This window comes from Variovorax sp. EBFNA2 (assembly GCF_033802765.1).
Classification (GTDB): domain Bacteria; phylum Pseudomonadota; class Gammaproteobacteria; order Burkholderiales; family Burkholderiaceae_C; genus Variovorax; species Variovorax paradoxus_H.
Map to the genome: position 1 here is coordinate 3113621 of NZ_CP138496.1, position 20257 is coordinate 3133877.

General features: G+C 69.0%; 21 protein-coding genes. 14 read left to right on the forward strand and 7 right to left on the reverse strand.

Annotated elements, in window-relative coordinates; translation table 11 throughout:
* Window positions 1–3 precede the first annotated feature (3 nt).
* Complete coding sequence (locus RZE79_RS14570; RefSeq protein ID WP_319360957.1) at window positions 4–1077, reverse strand: DUF72 domain-containing protein; 1074 nt, start codon at window positions 1075–1077, stop codon at window positions 4–6.
* Between the two features lie 61 nt (window positions 1078–1138).
* On the opposite strand from RZE79_RS14570, the gene RZE79_RS14575 reads away from it, so the two are divergent.
* From RZE79_RS14575 to RZE79_RS14610, 8 genes are all read left to right on the forward strand, one after another.
* A complete protein-coding gene (locus RZE79_RS14575) occupies window positions 1139–2617 on the forward strand; it encodes an ATP-binding protein (RefSeq protein WP_319360958.1) in 1479 nt (492 codons plus the stop codon).
* Window positions 2614–3273, forward strand: coding sequence for a response regulator transcription factor (locus RZE79_RS14580; RefSeq protein ID WP_095947697.1), 660 nt, complete (start codon window positions 2614–2616; stop codon window positions 3271–3273). The genes RZE79_RS14575 and RZE79_RS14580 overlap by 4 nt, the downstream gene beginning before the upstream one ends.
* A gap of 116 nt (window positions 3274–3389) precedes the next feature.
* The gene (locus RZE79_RS14585) at window positions 3390–3890 is read left to right on the forward strand and encodes a heme-binding protein (protein WP_319360959.1); all 501 of its coding nucleotides are present in this window, start codon (window positions 3390–3392) and stop codon (window positions 3888–3890) included.
* Window positions 3890–4588, forward strand: a complete 699-nt coding sequence (locus RZE79_RS14590) for an ankyrin repeat domain-containing protein (RefSeq protein ID WP_319360960.1) — start codon at window positions 3890–3892, stop codon at window positions 4586–4588. The genes RZE79_RS14585 and RZE79_RS14590 overlap by 1 nt, the downstream gene beginning before the upstream one ends.
* A 64-nt stretch (window positions 4589–4652) precedes the next feature.
* Window positions 4653–5288 (forward strand): FMN-binding negative transcriptional regulator, encoded by a 636-nt coding sequence (locus tag RZE79_RS14595; RefSeq protein ID WP_319360961.1) that lies wholly within the window; start codon window positions 4653–4655, stop codon window positions 5286–5288.
* A gap of 7 nt (window positions 5289–5295) precedes the next feature.
* Window positions 5296–5496 (forward strand): hypothetical protein, encoded by a 201-nt coding sequence (locus RZE79_RS14600; RefSeq protein ID WP_373696558.1) that lies wholly within the window; start codon window positions 5296–5298, stop codon window positions 5494–5496.
* On the forward strand, window positions 5486–6601 hold the full coding sequence (gene tadA / locus RZE79_RS14605) for a tRNA adenosine(34) deaminase TadA (RefSeq protein ID WP_319360962.1): 1116 nt from the start codon (window positions 5486–5488) through the stop codon (window positions 6599–6601). The genes RZE79_RS14600 and tadA overlap by 11 nt, the downstream gene beginning before the upstream one ends.
* Window positions 6598–7575: an LD-carboxypeptidase gene (locus RZE79_RS14610; RefSeq protein WP_319360963.1), complete on the forward strand. Its 978-nt coding sequence runs from the start codon at window positions 6598–6600 to the stop codon at window positions 7573–7575. Before tadA ends, RZE79_RS14610 begins: the two co-directional genes overlap by 4 nt.
* A gap of 46 nt (window positions 7576–7621) precedes the next feature.
* Here the strand turns inward: RZE79_RS14610 and RZE79_RS14615 are convergent, their stop codons facing one another.
* On the reverse strand, window positions 7622–7957 hold the full coding sequence (locus tag RZE79_RS14615) for a hypothetical protein (protein WP_319360964.1): 336 nt from the start codon (window positions 7955–7957) through the stop codon (window positions 7622–7624).
* A 330-nt stretch (window positions 7958–8287) separates the two neighbouring features.
* On the opposite strand from RZE79_RS14615, the gene RZE79_RS14620 reads away from it, so the two are divergent.
* The 3 genes from RZE79_RS14620 to RZE79_RS14630 all read left to right on the forward strand — a co-directional run bounded on the left by RZE79_RS14620 (window position 8288) and on the right by RZE79_RS14630 (window position 10117).
* A complete protein-coding gene (locus RZE79_RS14620; protein ID WP_319360965.1) occupies window positions 8288–9235 on the forward strand; it encodes an adenylate/guanylate cyclase domain-containing protein in 948 nt (315 codons plus the stop codon).
* A 111-nt stretch (window positions 9236–9346) separates the two neighbouring features.
* Window positions 9347–9697 (forward strand): hypothetical protein, encoded by a 351-nt coding sequence (locus RZE79_RS14625; RefSeq protein ID WP_319360966.1) that lies wholly within the window; start codon window positions 9347–9349, stop codon window positions 9695–9697.
* A gap of 189 nt (window positions 9698–9886) precedes the next feature.
* A complete protein-coding gene (locus tag RZE79_RS14630; protein ID WP_228121778.1) occupies window positions 9887–10117 on the forward strand; it encodes a hypothetical protein in 231 nt (76 codons plus the stop codon).
* Between the two features lie 15 nt (window positions 10118–10132).
* Here the strand turns inward: RZE79_RS14630 and RZE79_RS14635 are convergent, their stop codons facing one another.
* From RZE79_RS14635 to RZE79_RS14655, 5 genes are all read right to left on the reverse strand, one after another.
* On the reverse strand, window positions 10133–10486 hold the full coding sequence (locus RZE79_RS14635; protein WP_319360967.1) for a response regulator: 354 nt from the start codon (window positions 10484–10486) through the stop codon (window positions 10133–10135).
* A 90-nt stretch (window positions 10487–10576) separates the two neighbouring features.
* Window positions 10577–11794, reverse strand: coding sequence for a hybrid sensor histidine kinase/response regulator (locus tag RZE79_RS14640; protein ID WP_153284375.1), 1218 nt, complete (start codon window positions 11792–11794; stop codon window positions 10577–10579).
* Complete coding sequence (locus RZE79_RS14645; RefSeq protein ID WP_319360968.1) at window positions 11784–12398, reverse strand: chemotaxis protein CheB; 615 nt, start codon at window positions 12396–12398, stop codon at window positions 11784–11786. Before RZE79_RS14645 ends, RZE79_RS14640 begins: the two co-directional genes overlap by 11 nt.
* Window positions 12395–13177 carry a protein-glutamate O-methyltransferase CheR gene (locus tag RZE79_RS14650; protein ID WP_153286102.1) on the reverse strand — a complete coding sequence of 261 codons (783 nt, stop codon included), beginning with the start codon at window positions 13175–13177 and terminating at the stop codon, window positions 12395–12397. Before RZE79_RS14650 ends, RZE79_RS14645 begins: the two co-directional genes overlap by 4 nt.
* An 89-nt stretch (window positions 13178–13266) precedes the next feature.
* Complete coding sequence (locus RZE79_RS14655; protein ID WP_319360969.1) at window positions 13267–16776, reverse strand: response regulator; 3510 nt, start codon at window positions 16774–16776, stop codon at window positions 13267–13269.
* A 141-nt stretch (window positions 16777–16917) separates the two neighbouring features.
* Between RZE79_RS14655 and RZE79_RS14660 the strand changes: the two genes are divergently transcribed.
* From RZE79_RS14660 to RZE79_RS14670, 3 genes are all read left to right on the forward strand, one after another.
* Window positions 16918–19251 (forward strand): ATP-dependent DNA helicase, encoded by a 2334-nt coding sequence (locus tag RZE79_RS14660; RefSeq protein ID WP_319360970.1) that lies wholly within the window; start codon window positions 16918–16920, stop codon window positions 19249–19251.
* Entirely contained in the window at window positions 19229–19849 is a 621-nt protein-coding gene (locus RZE79_RS14665; protein ID WP_319360971.1) for an alpha-ketoglutarate-dependent dioxygenase AlkB, read from the forward strand. Before RZE79_RS14660 ends, RZE79_RS14665 begins: the two co-directional genes overlap by 23 nt.
* A gap of 89 nt (window positions 19850–19938) precedes the next feature.
* A complete protein-coding gene (locus tag RZE79_RS14670) occupies window positions 19939–20250 on the forward strand; it encodes a hypothetical protein (protein ID WP_056581129.1) in 312 nt (103 codons plus the stop codon).
* The last annotated feature ends 7 nt before the right edge of the window (window positions 20251–20257 follow it).

Below are 20257 nucleotides of genomic sequence, written 5' to 3' on the forward strand. Positions count from 1 at the left end.
GTCCTAGCGGGAAATCCGGTCGACGATGTCCTGCGCCAGCGACGCGATGGTCAGCGGCGCGCAGCCTTCGGCGTTGTTGCTTACGGTGACGAAGGCGTTCTGCCCGGCGCCCGTGGTGCCGGCGATCACCTTGGCGAGCGCGGCGCGGGTTTCGGGGTCGGGGTCGAGCACCTTGTCGAAGGGGCCGTAGAGCTTCTCGGCGTCTTCGTAGCCGAAGCGGCCGTGGCGGTGGTGCAGGTTCCAGCGGCACACGAGCGGCCCGGGCCACAGCGCGCGCAGCATCGGCAACTGGTCTTCGATGGGCGGCATCTTCGCGTGCAGGCCCATGCAGAAGGTCGCGCCCACGCTGCGCAACATGTCGGCGAAGACCGGGCACAGCAGCTGAGGGTCGCGCACCTCGACGGCGAGCACGGCGTCGGGCGCGGTCGGCTGCAGGTCGGGCATCGCCGCCAGCATCGCGCCGATGCGCGCGATCAGCGCGGGCTGGTCGGCCAGCAGGTGCGCCGGGATCGGGCTCAGCTGGAACACCAGCGCGCCGATGCGGTGGCCCAGGCCGTCGAGCGCCGGCTGCACGAACTCCTGCAGCGCGATTTCGTGGCTCAGGAACACCGGGTTGGCCTGCGTGCCGCGGCCGCTTTCGTCGCGCACGGTGGCGTCGGTGACGAGGCTCGGGGCCTTCACGACGAAGCGGAAATCGTCCGGCACCATGGCCGCGTAGCGCGCGTACTGGCTGGCGGTGAGGGCGCGGTAGAAGTTGCGGTCCAGGCTCACGGTGCGCAGCAGCGGGTGCTGCGCGAGCGCCGACAGGCCGTTCTTCGACAGCACGCTCTCGGCGTAGTCGCCGTCCCAGACCAGCCCGGCCCAGCCCGGGTAGCTCCACGACGAGGTGCCCAGCCGCAGTTGCGGCGGCAACTCGGCGGCGAGGGCGACCAGTGACGCGTCGGGTGCCACGGGCTTCACGGTCGCGCCGCGCGATTTCTTCGGCGAAGGCGCCGGCGCCTCGGCCGCTTCGTTCACCTGGGTCGGGCGCGGAAGTTCGGGGAGATCGGAAAAGAGGGAGTCCTGCACGTCAGCCATGTCTGGGTCGGCATTTTCGGCCAAGCGGGGAGGCCTGTCGGCGCCGGGCACAATCCGCGCCATGACACAGTGGTTGCGTACGCGGGGTGGTTGGTGGCTGGCGTGGGGGGTGCTCACGGCCGCCGGCGCCGTGTGGTTCGCGCGCGCCGAGCTGACCCAACTCCAGCAGGATTTCGAGACCGACGCGCGCATCGCGCACCGGCTCCTGAGCCAGCAGGTGGTGCAGTACGACGCCGTGCTGGCCACCCTCGCGCTGCTCGAACCTAACGCCGGCGCCGACTACCCTGAGCGGCGGCTGCCGTCGGTGTACTCGTCGATCCTGCGCGTGCAGCGGCGCGCGGCCGACGAGGCCTGGCCCGATGCGGAACACGCCGACGCGCTGGCCGCCGCCGAGGCCCGCTCGCGCGCTGAACGTCGCGCCGACCTCGCCGTGCTTGATCTGCCGCACGGCCGGTACCAACTCGTGATCGGCTCCGAGCCGCTCAGCTACGCGCTCGAGATTGACCTCGTCGGCTCGGTGCCCTGGCGCGACTGGCCGATGAATCCTCAGCGCAGCCCCGTGCGCCTGATCCTGCAGCGCGACGGCCAGCAGCTGGTGTTGCAACCCGGCCAGTCGGCCGAGCACGGCTGGCGCTACAGCCTGAGCAAGGCGCTCGCGTCGCCGAGCCAGCCCTTCGAATTGGTGGCCGAGCGCCAGGTCGGCTGGGCCGAGCTGCCGTGGCGCGCCATTGGCGGCTGGGCCGTGGCGATGGCGCTGTTGCTCGCAGGCCTCTGGGCCGCGCAGCGCCAGCGCATCGCACGGCGCCGCGCCGAAGAGCTGCTGCGCCTGGGCCAGGTCGCGCGGCTCAATGCGCTGGGCGAGCTGTCGGCCGGGCTGGCGCACGAACTCAACCAGCCGCTCACGGCCGTGCTGGCCAATGCCCAGGCCGCGCGCCGCCTGCTCGACGACGACCCGCCCGACCTCGCCACCGCGCGCGACGCGATGGGCCAGGCCGTCGAGCAGGCCCGCCGCGCCGCCGGCGTGGTCGGCCGCCTGCGCCGCGTGATCGAGCGCCCCGAGGCCGGCGGCGACGTGAAGCCGCTGGTGCTGCAGGAGGTGGTGCGCAGCGCCATGCACCTGCTGGCGCCCGAGTTCGCGCGCCACGGCGTGGCGGCCCAGTTCGATGCCAGCGCGCAGGCGCCCGTGCGCGTGCAGGCCGAAGCCGTGGCGTTGGAGCAGATCGTGCACAACCTGCTGATGAACGCGACGCAGGCGCTCGACCTCGTGCCCGCCGCCGAGCGGCGCCTCGTGGTTTCGGTCGGCCGCAACGGCGAGGAGGGCGTGCTGACCGTCACCGATAACGGCCGCGGCATCGCACCCGAGTCACTGCCGCGCCTGTTCGAACCCTTCTTCAGCACGCGCGAAGGCGGCCTGGGCCTCGGCCTGAGCCTGAGCGAAACGCTGGCCAGCGGCATGGGCGGCAGCCTGAGCGCCGCCAATGCCTCGCCGCGCGGTGCGCGCTTCACCTTGCTGCTGCCGCTGGTGGCACCCTCGACATGAACACGTTGACCGCCACCGCCGACCAGCCCCAATCGCCCCTCATCCACCTGATCGACGACGACCAGGCCGTGCGTGACAGCCTCTCGCTGCTGATCGGCACGGTCGGCCTGCGCGTGCAGGGCTGGGCCGATCCGCAGGCCTTCATCGACGGCTTCGACCGCGCGAGCGTCGGCGCCATCGTGCTCGACGTGCGCATGCCCGGCATCAGCGGCCTCACGGTGCTCGACCGGCTGGTGGCGCAGGGCGTTGACCAACCCGTGATCATGCTGACCGGCCACGGCACGGTCGAGATGTGCCGCCGCGCCTTCAAGGCCGGCGCGGCCGAGTTCCTCGAGAAGCCGGTGGACGACGAGCAGCTGCTCGAAGCCCTGCAGCAGGCCGTGCGCCAGCATGTGCGCACGCGCGAGCGCTCGCAGGCCGACAACGCGGCGCGCGAGCGGGTGGCGCAGCTGTCGGAGCGCGAGCGCGAGGTGCTGGCCTTCATCGTGCAGGGGCTCACCAACAAGGAGATCGCGCGCGTGCTGGCGCTGTCGCCGCGCACCGTCGAGACCCACCGCGCGAACCTGTTCGCCAAGCTCGATTGCGATTCGCTCGCGCAGCTGATCCGGCGCTACGCCGTGCTGGCGTCGGATGCGGGCGAAGAGGGCGCTCCGTAGAACTACGGAGTGCCGGGCGTAGCCGTACGAATGGCCGCGGCGGGCTGGTTTTTTTACAGTGACACCGTTGTCGGCACAGGCCGGCACGAACCCTCTCATCACTGGAGAAAAAACACATGCAATCGATCATCCGCGTGGCCGGCCTCGCCGTCCTGCTCGCTGCTTCCGTCGCCCAGGCCCAGACGCCGGCCCCCGCTGTTCGCACCGAGAAGAACATCTCGCTCGCGTTGGCCAACCAGATCGCCGCCGAGACCGTGGCCGCCTGCGCCGCCAACGGCTACAACGTCGCCGCTACGGTGGTCGACCGCGCCGGTGTCGTGCGCGCCGTGCAGCGTGCCGACAACGCCGGCCCGCACACGCTGGCATCGAGTGAACGCAAGGCCTGGACCTCGGCCTCGGCCAAGAGCCCCACGCAAGCCATGATGGAAGGCGCCCAGAAGAACCCCGGCGCCGCCAACCTCGTCTACCTGCCGGGCTTCCTGCTGCTGGGCGGCGGCGTGCCGATCAAGTCGGGCAACGAAGTGATCGGTGCCGTGGGCGTGGGCGGTGCGCCGGGCGGCCACCTCGACGAGCAGTGCGCCAACGCCGCGCTCGAGAAGGTCAAGGGCCAGCTCTGATGACGGCGCGCGGTCTCTGGTCGGCGGTGCTCGCCGCCGCAATCGGCTGGAGCGCCGCGCCCGGTGCGGCGGCCCAGGTGCCGCCGCTGGCTGCCGAAGTGCTGGCCTACGAAGGCCTGCACCGTGCGGCCTGGCACGGCGATCTGCCGAAGCTCAAGAGCCTGATCGCCTCCGGCGCCAGCCTCGATGTGCGTGACGCACGCGGCCGCACGCCGCTGCAGGTCGCCACCTATGCGCGCCAGCGCGACGCCGTGAAGCTGCTCGCCAAGGCAGGCGCGAACATCGACCTGCTCGAAGACGATCGCTACGACGCCGTGACCATCGCGTCCGTGGCCGACGACGTGACCACGCTCACGCTGCTGCTGCAACTGGGCGCCAAACCCGGGCAGACCACCAGCCGCTACGACGGCACGGCATTGATCGCCGCCGCGCACCTGGGGCACGACGAGGTCGTGCGCCGGCTGGTCGCAGCGGGTGCGCCGCTGGACCACGTGAACAACCTGCACTGGACGGCGACGATCGAATCGATCGTGCTGGGCGATGGCGGCGCACGCCACCAGCGCACCCTGGCCGCGCTGATCGCAGGCGGCGCCAACCTGCAACTGGCCGACCGCCAGGGCCTCACGCCGCTGCAACTGGCGAAGGCGCGCGGCTACAAAGAGATGGTGAAGCAGCTCGAAGCGGCACGCGCCAAGTAGCCTGTCGCATCGGAGTCTGGGGCGACTCGGGGACAATCGGATCTCCCCACGAGGAACCCGCCCCATGTACATGCCTCCGCAGTTCAACGCCAAGGACCCGGCCGTCGCGCTGGGCCTGATGCGCGCGCATCCCTTTGCCAACCTGATCTCGAACGACGACGAGGGCTTGCCCTTCGTCACCCATCTGCCCATCGTGGCCGAGCCGCGCGAGGGCGATGCGCTTGTGCTGCTGGGGCATTGCGCCAAGCCCAATCCGCACTGGCGCTACCTGCAGGCGCGACCGCGCGCGGTCGTGGTCTTCCAGGGGCCGCATGCCTACCTGTCGCCCTCGGTCTATCCCGACCTGGCGCGGGTGCCGACCTGGAACTACCTCGCGGTCCATTGCACCGTCGAAGCCCGGCTCGTCGAGACGCCCGAGGCCAAGGACGTGCTGCTCAAGAAGCTCATCGGCGACCACGAGCCGGCCTACGCCCAGCAATGGAAAGACCTCGGCGAGGAATTCCAGCGCAAGATGCTGGCCGGCATCATGGGCTTCGAGCTGCACGTGACGGCGCTGCAATGCAAGATCAAGCTCAACCAGCACCGGCCCGAATCGCATGCGGCGATGGAAGAGGTCTACCGCGCCGGTTCTCCGGACGAGCAGGCGCTGGCCGTGTGGATGGAGCGGCTCGGCATGGTCGCCGCAACGGAAGCGCGCTGAGATGCGGATGTTCGGATTGATCGGCCTCGTGCTGGCGCTGGTCGTCGTCGGCCTGCTGGCAAAGCAGCAGCTGTCGCGCCCCACCGCGGCGACCGCCACGCAACCGGCTGCGGTCGATGCGCGCGCGCAGGCGCAGCAGGTCCAGCAACAGGTCAAGGACGCCCTCGACGCCGCGGCCCAGGCCCGCAAGATGCCCGATGACAACTGAGCCGGCCGTATCGACATCGGACGCGCACTGGATGGCGCTCGCGCTGCAGGAAGCGCAGCACGCAGCCGACGCGGGCGAGGTGCCGGTGGGCGCGGTGCTGGTGAAGGACGGGCAGGTCATCGCGACCGGCCGCAACACGCCCGTGGCGCAGCACGACCCGAGCGCGCACGCCGAGATCAACGCGCTGCGCGCCGGTGCCGCCGCGCTCGGCAACTACAGGCTCGAAGGCTGCGAGCTGTTCGTCACGCTCGAGCCCTGCGCGATGTGCGCGGGCGCGATGCTGCATTCGCGGCTGGCGCGCGTGGTGTTCGGTGCCGCCGACCCCAAGACCGGCGCCGCGGGCTCGGTGCTCGACCTGTTCGCCGAGCCGAAGCTGAACCACCACACGCGCGTGCAGGGCGGCGTGCTGGCCGACGACTGCAGCGCGTTGCTGCAGCGCTTCTTCCAGCAACGCCGCAGCGTCGCGCGCGCGCAGGCCGAGCCGTTGCGTGACGATGCCTTGCGCACGCCCGTCGAACGCTTTATCGCGCTCATCGATTTCGACTTCGCGCCGCATCACGTCCAGGACCTGCCGATCCTGCAGGGCTGGCGTCTGCATTGGGTGGACGAAAGCGGTCCGCCGGGCAGTGATGGCCGCGTGGCTGATGCGCTGTGCCTGCATGGCCCGGGCGAATGGGGCTACTTCTTCCGCCACCTCGTCGGCACGCCCGGCCTGCGCACGCTCGTGCCCGACCTGATCGGCTTCGGCAAGAGCGACAAGCCCAAGCGCGAAGCAACGCATCGGCTCGAATGGCACCGCGACGTGGTGCTGGCGTGGCTCGATCAGATTCATCCCGAACCGCTCGTGCTGGTCCACAGCGAAGCAGGCGGCGAACTGGTCACACTGCTGCAAGCGGCGGCACCGGGCCGCTTCGTCGCGAGCCTCGTCGCCCCCGACAGCGGCGTGCGCGTCAAGGACGCCTGGCGCGCGCCGTTCCCCGACCGCGGCTACGAAGCCGCGCTGCGCGCGCTCGGTCCGCGCGCCGCATCGGGTGGGCCAACGGCAGCGCAGGCCGCCCCCCTGGCCCGGCAGATCCGGGACGCAATGGGATACTCGACGCCGTGACTTCCCAACATATCTACATCTACTCCCCCTCCAGTGCCATCCGCGACAAAGCCGCCTTCAAGCGCGGCGTGGCCCGGCTCAAGGCCCTCGGCCATGAGGTCGAAATCGACGAAGCCGCGCTGACGGCGCACCAGCGTTTTGCAGGCGACGACGCCACGCGGCTCGCCGCGATCTCGCGCGCAGCCGCAAGCGGCGCCGACGTGGCGCTCATCGCACGCGGCGGCTACGGCCTCACGCGCATCCTCGAGTCGCTCCCGTACAAGGCGCTGGCCAAGGCGATCGACAAGGGCACCGAGTTCGTCGGCTGCAGCGACTTCACGGCGCTGCAGAACGCACTGCTGGCCAAGAACGGCGCCATCACCTGGTCCGGCCCCGCGGTCGGCGAAGACTTCGGCGCCGAAGGCGGCCCCGACGACATCATGGAAGCCTGCTTCGACGACCTGTTGAGCGGGCAGGGCGAGGGCACCGGCTGGCGCATGCCGGTGCGCGATGCCGAGCTCAAGGTCAAGCCGATCGAAGACGCCGTGCTCTGGGGCGGCAACCTCTGCGTGCTGACCAGCCTGCTGGGCACGCCGTACTTTCCGGTGGTCGACAAGGGCGTGCTCTTCATCGAGGACACCAACGAACACCCGTACCGTGTCGAACGCATGCTCGACCAGCTCAAGCTCGCGGGCGTGCTGGCGCGCCAGAAGGCCGTCGTGTTCGGCCAGTTCACGGGCGTGCGCAACATCGCCGGCTACGACCGCGGTTTCGGCATGAACACGGTGATCGATCGGCTGCGCGCCAGCCTGAAGAAGGTGCAGGTGATTGCCGGCCTGCCGTTCGGACATGTGCAGACCAAGGTGCTGCTGCCGGTGGGTGCGAAGGTGGCGCTGGCCGCCGAAGGGCGCGACGTGTTCCTGGTGTGGGGCCATCGGCATGGCCACCATGGCCATGGCGATCACCACGGTCACGACCATCACCACGATCATTGAGCCGCGACGCGGGCGGCTGTCGATGCCGCTCGCTCGCCCAGGCCGTTTACTGGTTCGTGAAACGCTGATGGACGCGCGGACCCATCGAGCCGGGCAGGCCGCCCTTGAACATGCTGTTGATTTCTTTCATCTGGCGCCGCGCAGCCGATTCGCCGTCGATGGCGCTCAGCGCGACCATCACGTCCTGACGCAGGTACCAGAGGGTTTCCACATCGACCGCAAAGCGCACGCGTTGGCTGACACGCTGAACCGATTGGCCGCCGCGGCCCTGAAGCACCGACAGCATCGCGGTGCGGATGCGGCCGAGCTGACTTTCTCCCGCCTGCCGCGATCCCAGGCCGGGTACGTTCAGAAGTTGAAAAAGGCGGCGAAAGAGCAGCATGTCACGAAAAGCGTATTGCCCGGAACTGGAACGGTCGCTACCTTAAGCCTCAGTTGGCCGAGACACAAGATGTGAAACACCGTTTCTTGTTTGCAAACAACAAGCTTTAGCGGTCTCTTTTGTTGTCATTTGAGTTTTGAGTTCAAAAGTATTAAAAAACTTTAGCGCTCATCGGCACGATGCGGCAGTGGGCCCGCGCCGTGCAGCGTCAACAAGAAGCTTCTGCGGATCGTTCCTTGCATGTGATGGCGCATGTCGGGGAAACTTCCCGCAGGAGCGGCGAAAGGTCCAGAGCAACATAACCAGCGCTTGCTGCCAAGAAAAAACAGTATGGGTGTCAATTCCACAGTCGTTTTCGCGGACTTGACCGGAAGTACCAGGGTCTTCGAGGCCATGGGGAATGCACGTGCCACCGAAACCGTGACGCGGCTGACCCAGTGGATCGGGCGTGTGTGCGAGGCCCACGGCGGCCGGGTCGTGAAGTCGCTGGGCGACGGTGTGTTCGCCATCTTCACGGGCGGCGCCGCCGCCACGCACGCGGTGATCGAGTTGCAGCGCTACCACCAGAAGCGCCTGGCCGGCTGGCCCGTGCCGTTGCGCATGGCGCTGCAGATCGGCGTGGCCAGCGGCGACGTGGTCGAGGTCGAGGGCGACTGCTTCGGCGACGCCGTCAACCTGGCCTCGCGCCTGAGCGACCTGGCCGGCCCCGGCCAGATCTGGGTCACCGAGACGGTGATCTTCCAATTGCACGAGGGCGCCGTGCAACACCGTGACCTCGGGCCCATCAGCATTCGCGGGCGCACCGAGATGTCGATCGTCCACCGCATCGACTGGCAGGAAGACCTCACGAGCTTCCTCACGGTGCCGGCCGCGCTGCTGCCGGCGCGGCTGCCCGACTCCACCTTCGGCCACATCGAGCTCGCGTGGCTCGATGTGCGCTCCATGTTCCGCATCGACCAGCTGCCCATTCACCTGGGCCGCGTGGGCGACGCGCAGTTCGTGGTCAACGATCCGCGCGTGTCGCGGCTGCATGCGCGCATCGAAGAGCGGCAGGGCAGTTGCGTGCTGATCGACGTCAGCACCTACGGCACGTGGGTGCGCTTTCATGGCAACGGCGGCTCGAGCCACGAGATTGCGCTGCGGCGCGACGAATGCGTGCTGCACGGCCGCGGCGAGATCGGCCTGGGCGCACCGCTCAGCGACTTCAGCGCGCCGACCATCGCCTTCAACACGACCGGCGACGACGTCATGCTGTCGCGCAGAGCGGTCGTCGACTGAGAATTCTGTTCACGTTTGGCAACCAGCTGGTGACCTTCGGCGTGCACCACGCGGAGGCGAGCCACGTTGCATGACCACCCCGGCGCCGTTCGCGCCGGGCCTGGAGTCCCCATGCATTCCCCCAATGATTCTTCTGTTTTCAGATGGGCAGCCGTCGCCGTGATCGCGGCCGGCGCGCTGCTCGTCACGGGCGCTGCCAGCGCACGCACGAACTGGTCGGTGCAGATCGGCACGCCCGGCGCGGTCTATGCGCCGCCGTACTACGTGCCGCCGCCCGTCTATGCGTACCCGGCCCCGATCTACTACGAGCCGCCGCGGGCCTACTACCGGCCGCCGCCGCCCGTGTACTACCGGCCGGCTCCGATCTACGCGCCGCCTCCCGGACGCCCGTACTACGGCCCCGGCTATCCCTACCGTCCGCCGAACGATGATGACGACGACGAGGGTGACGACCGCGATTGATTGATCCCGTCGCCGCATGCTTTCGGGCATGCCAATTCTTGGCGTGACTCCTGACGAAAACGTCACAATCAGTCACATTTGTAAGTTCAAAGAATTCAATTCATGCCCGGAGGAGGGTTTCAGTCCGGGGCATGACACTTGCCTTTCATCGTTCAACAGGCGCGCAGAGTGCCCAAGGAGCGACAAAAAATGCAGACCAGCGTTCGGCCTTTCACCGATGTCGAGGCCGCCATGGCGGCGGTGGAGGCCCTGGACGGCGAGCTTCGCAAGTTCGAGCTGGCCGTGGGAGACAACCTCCAGGACAGCATCGGCCTGCAGATGGCGCAGATCACCGATCGCGCGCTCGCACGCGGCTGGGAGCCCAGCGGCTTCATTCAGAAGGAAGGTTTTCGCCTGTATCGCTACCGCGCGATGCGCTGAAGGCGAGGGCGCCGGTCAGCCCGGTGCCAGGATGCGCTCGAGCGCGTCGATGTCGATCGGCTTTTGCAGGTGGTGATCGAACAGCACCTCGCCTGGCGCGGCATTCGCCGCGTCCCGTTCCGAAAAACCAGAGATCGCCACCAGCAACCGCGGCGTGCCTTCGGCGGCGGTGGCACGCAGGCGTCGCGCCACCTCGGTGCCCGGAAAGTCGGGCAGGGTGAGGTCGATCAGCGCCGCATCGAAGCGCTCGCCGGCCGCTGCATCGAGCGCCTGTTGCGCCGTGTAGGTACAGCGGGCGGTGTGGTCCTGCAGTGTCAGCAGCTCCCGCAGCAGGTCGGCCGCAGCCTCGTTGTCGTCGACGATCAGCACATTCACAGTTGTTTTCTCTCGGCATCCATTGATTGCGATCCCCAGTATCGGCGCAGTGCCTACGGGAAGCCGTAACAAGGGCTTCGTTTGTTACTTCCCGCCGTCCTGGGTGGCAGCAGGCGTCTGCAGCGGCAGTTCGACGAAAAAGCGCGCGCCCTGGCCCTGCGTGCTCTCCACCCCGATGCGCCCTGCATGCAGCGTCACGATCTTGTGCGTGATGTACAGCCCCAGGCCCAGGCCGGCCGCGTGCTTGCGGCTGACGTCGGTGCGCTCGAACTGCTCGAAGATGCGCTGGTGGTCCTCGGGCGAAATGCCGATGCCCTGGTCGCGCACGCTCACCACGGCGTTGTCGCCTTCCCGCCGCACCGTCATCTCGACCGGCTTGCCGCCGCCGTAGCGCAGCGCGTTGGTCAGCAGGTTGGTCAGCACCTGTTCGATGCGGAATTCGTCCCACACGCCGCGCAGCGTGTCGGGCGCTTCCAGCGCGATGGTGCAGCCCGCGGCCTCGGCCTGGTGGCGCAGGTTGTCGACCACGGCGCGCGCCAGTTCTGCCAGATCGACCGGCTTGGTCTGGATCGACAACGCATCGCGCCGCAGCCGCGTCACGTCGAGCATGTCGTCGATGAGGCGCACCATGTTGCGGATCTGCCGCTGGTCGCGTTCGATCATGGTGGGCAGCTTCTCGGGCGAAAAACTGTCGAGCTTGCCCTTGGACAGGTGCAGCTGGCGCAACTGTGCCTCGAGGTACAGCGTGTTCAGCGGCGTGCGCAGTTCGTGCGACACCATCGACATGAAGTCGTCGCGCATGCGCACCGCGCGTTCCAGCTCGCGCTGCGTGTGCTGCAGCTGCTGCACCAGCTCTTCCTGCTTGCGGTGCGCGGCGGCCAGCGATTCCATCTCGTGGCGCAGCGCCTTGCGGTGCTGGTGCAGGTCGACGAACACGCTGACCTTGCTGACCACCGCGTGCGGGTCGAGCGGCTTGTGCAGGAAGTCGACGGCGCCGCTCTCGTAGCCCTGGAAGGCGTAGTTCATCTCGCGCCCGGCGGCGCTCACAAAGATGATCGGAATGTGCCGCGTGCGCTCGGTGCCGCGCATCAGCTCGGCCAGCTCGAAGCCGTTCATGCCGGGCATCTGCACATCGACGATGGCGAGCGCGAATTCGTGCTCCAGCAGCAGCGTCAGCGCGGCCTCGGCCGAGCCGGCGCGGTACACCAGCCGACCCGGCGCGCGAATCAGCGCCTCGAGCGCCAGCAGGTTCTCGGGCAGGTCGTCGACGATCAGCAGCTTGCTTTCGACCTCAAAGGGCATGGACGGGCTCCAGTTGCTGCAGCAGGGTGCGCAGGTCACGCAGGGGAAGCACGTGGTCGGGCGTGTGGCGCGCGATGGCGGCGAGGGGCATGGTGGAAACCAGGGCTTCTTTCGGGTCTTGCACGGCGGTGAGTCCGCCGGCGCGGTGGATGCACAACAGGCCTTCGGCGCCGTCTTCGTTCGCGCCGGTCATGAGAAAGCCCGCCACCGACGGCCCGTAGGCGTCGGCGGCCGAGGCCATGAGCACGTCGATGGAGGGGCGCGAATACAGCACGGGCGGCTCGCAGCTCAGCGAGAAGCGGCGCCCGCGCTCGATCGACAGGTGGTAGCCCGGCGGCGCGAAGTACAGGCAGCCGTCGGTCAGCGGCATCTTGTCGAGTGCCTCGTGCACGGGAATGGGCAGGCGCTGCGCAAAGATCTCGGCGAGGTGGCTGTCGTGCGATTCGGGCAGGTGCAGCACCACCGCCATCGGAATGCGCCAGCCCGCGGGCAGGCCGTCGAGCACCGCACTGAGCGCGTCGATGCCGCCCGCCGAAGCGCCGAGCACCACGGCCTCGACGCGGCGAAGCGGAAACGAACGGTGCGGGGTGCTGCCGCGCTTCATGCGACCTTGCGGTAGATGCGCTCGGCGCGCGCGTGCGTGTCGAAGCGGTCGGCGTAGCCCGAGAAGTCGATGCTCTCCTTCGAGCCCAGCCCCAGAAAACCGCGGTGCGACAGCGACTCGTGGAACAGCCCGAGCGCACGGTCCTGCAGCTGGCGGTTGAAGTAGATCAGCACGTTGCGGCACGACACCAGCTGCGTCTCGGCGAACACGCTGTCGGTGGCCAGGCTGTGGTCGGCAAAGATCACGTCGGCGCACAGCGAGGGGTCGAAGCGCGCGGCCTCGTAGGCGGCGGTGTAGTAATCGGAGAACGCACTGAGCCCGCCCGCGCGCTGGTAGTTCGACGTGTAGCCGCGGATCGCTTCGAGCGGAAAGATGCCCTGGCGCGCCTTTTCGAGCGAGGCCGGGTTGATGTCGGTGGCGTAGATCTGCGTGCGTTCGAGCAGGCCTTCCTCGCGCAGCAGGATGGCCAGCGAGAACACCTCTTCGCCGGTGCTGCAGCCCGCCACCCACACCTTGACCGACGGGTAGGTGTGCAGGATCGGCACCACGTGCCGGCGCAGCGCCAGAAAGTAGGCCGGGTCGCGGAACATCTCGCTCACCGGGATCGTCAGGAACTGCAGCAGCCGGCCGAACAAGGTCGCGTCGCGCAGCACACGGTCCTGCAGCACCGAGATGCTCGGGAACTCCAGCTGCTCCAGCGCGTACAGCACGCGGCGCTTCTGCGAGGCCGTGGTGTAGTTGCGGAAGTCGTAGCTGTACTTCAGGTAGATGGCCTCCATCAGCAGGCGCAGCTCGATCTCGGTGTCGCTCAGCGGCTGGGCCTGCGCGGGCGGCGTGGCCGACGCCGGAGCGGGGAGGGGCTTGCGGGTCACAGGCGCTCCATCTTCGGCATCCACACGCGCAGCAGCGAGAACAGGCGCTCCAGGTCCACCGGCTTGGCCAGGTAGTCGCTGGCGCCCGCGGCCAGGCACTGGTCGCGGTCGTCCTTCATGGCCTTGGCGGTGATGGCAATCACCGGCATCTTCACGAAGCGCGGGTCGGCGCGCAGCCGGCGCGTGGCTTCCAGGCCGTCCATCTCCGGCATCATGACGTCCATCAGCACGAGGTCGATCTCGCTCACCTGGTCCAGGCGCTCCAGCGCTTCGCGGCCGTTGCGGCCGATCTCGACCGTGGCGCCGCGCTGCTCCAGCGCGCTGGTCAGCGCGAAGATGTTGCGCACGTCGTCGTCCACCAGCAGGATGGTGCGGCCCTCGAAGATGCGGTCGCGCCCGCGCGCCGTCTTCAGCATGCCCTGGCGCTCGCTCGACAATTCCGCCTCCACCTTGTGCAGGAACAGCGTCACCTCGTCGAGCAGCCGCTCGGGCGAGCGCGCGCCCTTGATGATGATCGAGCGCGAGTAGCGCTGCAGCTCCGTCTCTTCGTCGCGCGTGAGGTTGCGCCCGGTGTAGACGATGACGGGCGGGAACGACACGATCTCTTCCGCCGCCATCTGCTTGAGCAGCTCGCTGCCCTGCATGTCGGGCAGGCGCAGGTCGGTGACCATGCAGTCGAACACGCGCGTGCGCAGCAGCTCGAGCGCTTCTTCGCCGGAGCCGACCGCGACGATCTCGATGTCGTCGTCGCCGATGAGCTTGATCACGCTCTCGCGTTGCCGTGCGTCGTCTTCCACCAGCAGCACGACCTTGACCTTCTGCGTGAGCTTTTCTTCCAGCCGCGCGAACACCTTGGTCAGCTCTTCACGCGTGGCCGGTTTCAGCGCGAAGCCGATGGCGCCCATGTGCAGCGCGGCGGCCTGCGCGTTGTCGGCGGCCGAAACCACGTGGATCGGAATGTGGCGCGTGTGCGGCGAGTCCTTGAGCTTTTGCAGCACGTCCAGGCCGGTGCTGTCGGGCAGGCGCATGTCCAGCAGGATCGCGTCGGGCACGAACTGCGTGGCCAGCTCGAAACCATCGGCCGCGCCGTGCGCCACCAGGCAGCGATAACCCAGCTCGTGCGCCAGGTCGTAGAGGATGTGGGCGAACTGGGGCTCGTCTTCGATCACCAGCACGCGGCGCACCTGGTCGCGCGGAATCGATCGGTCGTCCGCGAAGCGCGGGGCCGGCACCGCCGGCGCCGGGGCAGGGGGCGCGAGCGGCGGCGGCGACAGCACGGCCGGCGCATGGGCCGGCGAAGGCGTCGGCGTGGCGCGCAGCGTGCCCATCGAACCCAGCGGCGTGGCCGGTGCGAGCGGGGTCTGCGGCGCGCGCGCCGGCAGCTGCAGCGTGAAGGTGCTGCCCTGGCCGGCTTCGCTCTTGACCGTCAGCGTGCCGCCGAGCAGCTGCGTGAGGTCGCGCGAGATCGACAGGCCCAGCCCCGTGCCGCCATAGCGACGGCTGGTGGTGCCGTCGGCCTGGCGGAAAGCCTCGAAGATCAGCTCGTGCTGCTGCGGGTCGATGCCGATGCCCGAGTCGTGCACCGCAAAAGCCGCGCCGCCATCGGCCGTGGCCGACACCGTGAGCGCCACCTCGCCGCGCTCGGTGAACTTGATCGCGTTCGACAGCAGGTTCTTCAGGATCTGCTCGACCCGCTGCCTGTCGGTGACCAGAAAGGCCGGCGCGTCGGGTCGCAGCTCGAGCCGGAACTCCAGGTTCTTGTCGGTCGCGAGCGGGCGGAAGGTGTTCTCCAGGCTGTGGGCGAGCTTGTCGAGCGGCACCTCTTCGGGCACCAGCTCCAGCTTGCCGGCCTCGACCTTGGCGATGTCCAGGATGTCGTTGATCAGCACCAGCAGGTCGTTGCCCGAGGCGTAGATCGATTCCGCGAACTTCACCTGTTCCGACGACAGGTTGCCCTGCGGGTTGTCGCCCAGCAGCTTGGCCAGGATGAGCGCGCTGTTGAGCGGCGTGCGCAACTCGTGCGACATGTTCGCCAGGAACTCCGACTTGTAGCGGCTGGCGCGCTGCAGCTCGTCGGCGCGGTCTTCCAGGTCACGCTGCACGCGGCGCAGCGCGGTGTTGCGCTGGTCGAGCGCTTCGGTGCGTTCCGACAGCTGGCTGTTGGTCTGCTCCAGCTCGGCCTGCTGGTTCTCCAGCATCGCCTGCGAGGCGCGCAGCGCGCGCGACTGTTCTTCGAGCTCTTCGTTGGCGGTGCGCAGTTCTTCCTGCTGCACCTGCAGCTCTTCGTTGAGCTGCTGCGTTTCGGCCAGCACGTCCTGCAGTTGTTCGCGGTAGCGCGCCGCCGCCAGCGAGGTGCCGATGTCGTCGGCCACCAGGTCGAGCAGCTGCTCGCTGCGAGGGTCGGGCGCGCCCGGCAGGCCGAGTTCGATCACGCCGTTGGCGACCCCGTCGGCCGCCACGGGCAACAGCAGCACGGCCTTGGGCGCCATCTCGCCCAGACCCGAATTGACCTTCAGGTAGTCGGCCTGCACCGGATCAATCAGCATGCGGCGCTGCTCGGCCGCGGCCTGGCCGACCAGGCTTTCGGTGGGGGAAAACACCTGCGGCGAGGCCTCGGCCTCGCTCGAAAAACCGAAGCTCGCGGCGCGGCGCAGCGGACCGTGGCGCTCACGCACGTAAAGCGCACCGACCGAGCTGCCGAGGTGGCGCGAGAAAAACGCCAGGATCTTGCGGCCCATGTCGGGCGCGCTGAGTTCGCCGACCAGCTCGCCCACCAGCTCGGTCTGCGCGTTGCGCAGCCAGGCCTCTTGCGCCAGGCGATCGGCATGCGCCGCCTGCTCGCGCAGCACCACGTCGTAGCTGTCGGACAGCCGCATCAGCTGCCGGCGCCCGAAGAACGCGACCAGTCCCGAGAACACCAGCGTGAACAGCAGGAACAGGCCGACGACCCACCAGCTGGTGCGGTTGGCCTCGGTGTTGCGCTGGAAGCGCAGCGTCTGCTCGGTGTCCATGAAGGCCGTGAACTCGGCGCGCAGCTCGTCGGTCAGGCGCTTGCCGCGGCCCAGCCGCACCGTGGCCTGCAGGTCGACGCCGTTGCGCCGCGCCTCGATCATTTCTCGCGCAAACGTCAGCCATGACTCCTGCAGGCCCGCGATGCGGTCGACGCGTTCCACCTGCTGGCGGTTGTCCGACACCTGGCGGCGCAGCGCGTCGGTGTCGGCCTTCAGGCGCGGCAGGGCGGTCTGGTAGGGCTCGAGAAAACTCTCCTCGCCGGTGATCAGGTAGCCGCGCATGCCGGTTTCCATGTCGATGGAGCGGCGTTGCAGTTCGCTGGCGGCGCGCGTGACCTGGTCGGTGTGCTCGACCCAGCTCAGGCTCGACAGCAAATACAGGATCAGTGCGACGAACGCCACGGCGCCGATCAGGCCCCCGAGCAGCGGCAGCTTGAGGTTGCGGCTGAGCAGGCGGTCGAATTCGACGGGGTCGATCGCGGAGGGAGTTTTCATGGGCGCATTTGTAAGCAAAACTTGTCAAGTCTTGCCGAAAAAGTGCATTTGACCTGTCGGAGAAAGCCCCGATACCCATTTGTGTGACGTATTGCCGCATTCGGTGCTCGTTATACTGTGGTTTCATCCAGTATCGGCAGCATGCCTTCCGAACCCCAAACCCAGTCTCCCGCCGCGTCTGCCACCGTCTCGGCGGCGCACGTCGTGTCCGTCAAGGCCTTGTGCGCGTTCGGCGCCAAGGCGGGCGACCTCGACCTGCGCTTCGTGCCCGCGCCCAGCGCGCTCGAAGGCATGGCCGGCCACGCGCTGGTGCAGGCCCGGCGCGGCGGCGACTATCGCAGCGAGGTGCCGCTGGACACCACTTGCGGCCCCCTGCGCGTGCGCGGCCGGGCCGACGGCTACGACCCTTCGCAGGCGCGGGTGGAAGAAATCAAGACCTTCCGCGGCGACTTCGACGCCATCCGCGCCAACCACCGCGCCTTGCACTGGGCACAGGCGCGCTGCTACGGCTGGATGCTCTGCGAACAGGAAGGGCACGACAGCCTGACCGTCGCATTGGTCTACCTCGACCTGGCCAGCGGCGATGAAACCGTGCTCGAGGAGCAGCACACGCGCGACACCCTGCGCACGCACTTCGAGACCCTGTGCGCCTGCTACAACGACTGGGCGCAGCGCGAGGCCGCGCATCGCGGCGCGCTCGACGCCGCGCTGGCGCGGCTCGAATTTCCCCACGCCGCCTTCCGCACCGGCCAGCGCGAACTCGCCGAGGCGGTCTACCGCGCGGCGGTCGGTGCGCGATGCCTGCTGGCGCAGGCGCCCACGGGCATCGGCAAGACGCTGGCCACGCTGTTCCCGCTGCTCAAGGCGCGCGCGGCGCACCGGGTCGACAAGGTGTTCTTCCTCACCGCCAAGACCTCCGGCCGACCCGTCGCGCTCGACGCCTTGCGGGTGCTGGGGCAGGGCGGCGCCCGGCCGCGCGTGCTCGAGCTGGCCGCCCGCGAGAAGGTCTGCGAGTACCCCGACCGTGCCTGCCACGGCGAGGCCTGCCCACTGGCGCGCGGCTTCTACGACCGGCTGCCCGCCGCGCGCGCCGAGGCTGCGCAAGCCGGCTGGCTCGACCGCGAGGCCCTGCGCCAAGTCGCGCTCGCGCACGAGGTGTGCCCCTATTTCCTCGCGCAGGAAATGACGCACTGGAGCGACGTCATCGTCGGCGACTACAACTACTACTTCGACAGCAGCGCCTTCCTGTTCGCCAGCATGAAAGACGCCAACTGGCGCGTCGCCGTGCTGGTCGACGAGGCGCACAACCTGCTGGAGCGGGCGCGCGGCATGTACACCGCGAAGCTCGAAGGCGCGGCCCTCGAAGAAGCGCACCGCGCCGCGCCGGCCGCCGTGCGCGGCCCGCTCGCGCGGCTGTTCCGCGAATGGGACACGCTGCAGCAGGCGCAGACGGCCGACTACGACACCGCCGACGAGATCCCCGAGCGCTTTTTGCGCACGCTGCAGGCCGCCAACACCGCGATGGCCGAGCACTTCGCCGCCACGCCGGAGGCCGCGCAGGGGCCGCTGCAGCGCTTCTTTTTCGACGCGCTGCACTTCGCGCGGCTGGCCGAGGTCTTCGACGACCACTCGGTGTTCGAGCGCACCCTGGGGGCCACGCAGGAACAGCGCGGCCTGGCCATCCGCAACCTCGTGCCCGGGCCGTTTCTGGAAGGCCGCTTCGCCGATGCGGTGTCGGTCACCTGCTTCTCGGGCACGCTGTCGCCGTTCGCGTTCTACCGCGACGCGCTCGGCCTGCCTGAAGACACGGCGCTGCTCGACGTGGCGTCGCCGTTCAGCAGCCGGCAACTGCGCGTCGAGGTGGCGACCGGCGTCTCCACGCGCTTTCGCGACCGCGCCGGTTCGCTGCGCCATGTGGCGGACATCATCGGCGCGCAGTTCGAGCGCCTGCCCGGCAACTACCTGGCCTTCTTCAGCAGCTTCGACTACCTCGACAAGGCCTGCGCCGCGTTCTCGCTGCGCCACCCCGGCGTGCCCGTGTGGGCGCAGACGCGCGGCATGCGCGAGTCCGACCGCCACGGCTTCGTCGCGCGCTTCGAGGAGGGCGGGCAGGGCATCGGTTTCGCCGTGCTCGGCGGCGCGTTCGGCGAGGGCATCGACCTGCCGGGCAGCCGGCTCATCGGCGCTTTCGTCGCGAGCCTGGGGCTGCCCCAGTACAACGAACTCAACGAGATCACGCGCGAACGCATGCAGTCGCGCTTCGGCAAGGGCTACGAGTACACCTACCTCTACCCCGGTCTGCAGAAGGTGGTGCAGGCCGCGGGCCGCGTGATCCGCACCGAGGCCGACACGGGCGTGCTGCACCTGCTCGACGACCGCTTTGCGCGCGCCGAGATCCGCGAGCTGCTGCCGAGCTGGTGGCATGTGCAACTGGCCGGGGAAACCGAAAACGATGCGCGCCACCCGACGCCTTGAACACGCCGGCCAGCCCGACCTGTTCGGCGAGGCGCCCGTCGCAGCCATCGAGGGCCTGCGCTACGACAGCGAGTTCCTGTCGCGCGACGAAGAGTCCGACCTGTTGCGCATCGTGCAAGGCCTGCCGCTCGAGGAGATGCGCTACAAGGAATACACCGCGCGCCGGCGCGGCACCAGCTTCGGCGGCAGCTATGACTTCGACACGAACCGCCTCAAGCCCGGCGCGCCGCTGCCCAAGGTGCTGCATCCGCTGCGGGCCAAGGCAGCGGCCTGGGCCGGCGTCGCGCCCGAAGACCTCACGCACCTGCTGATCGCCGAGTACCGCCCCGGCACGCCGCTGGGCTGGCACCGCGACGTGCCCGATTTCGAGGACATCGTCGGCGTCTCGCTGCACGGCGACGCGGTGATGCAGTTCCGGCCCTACGTGCCCGGCGCGCCCGCCTCGGGGCCGGCGGCGCTCGAGTTCCTCATCGAGCCGCGCTCCGTCTACCTGCTGCGCGGACCGGCGCGCTGGGCGTGGCAGCACGCCATTGCGCCGACCGAGGCGCTGCGCTACTCGATCACCTTGCGAACCCGCTCGCACGACAGACTGCGCTGACGCGCAGCGCCTGTCTCCTCCGACCCACGGCCCCGCACAGGCGGCCAGCATGAAGGCTTCTTTCATCCCTTTGATCGAAGGAGCACGACATGCCAAGAGGCGACAAGTCGTCCTACACGGACAAGCAGAAACGCAAGGCCGAGCACATCGAGGAAGGCTACGAGCACCGCGGCGTGGCCAAGGGCGAGGCCGAGCGCCGCGCTTGGGCCACGGTGAACGCCGAAACCGGCGGCGGCAAGAAGAGCGGCTCGGGGCGCGGCAAGGCCGAGCACCACGGGCCGTCGCGCAAGGGCGGCCGCCTCGGCGGCGCGGCAGCGGCGAACCGCACCGCCGCCGAACGCTCCGCGTCCGCGAAGAAGGGCGCCGCCACACGCAAGCGCAACGCCGAGAAGCGCAGCTGACAAGAAA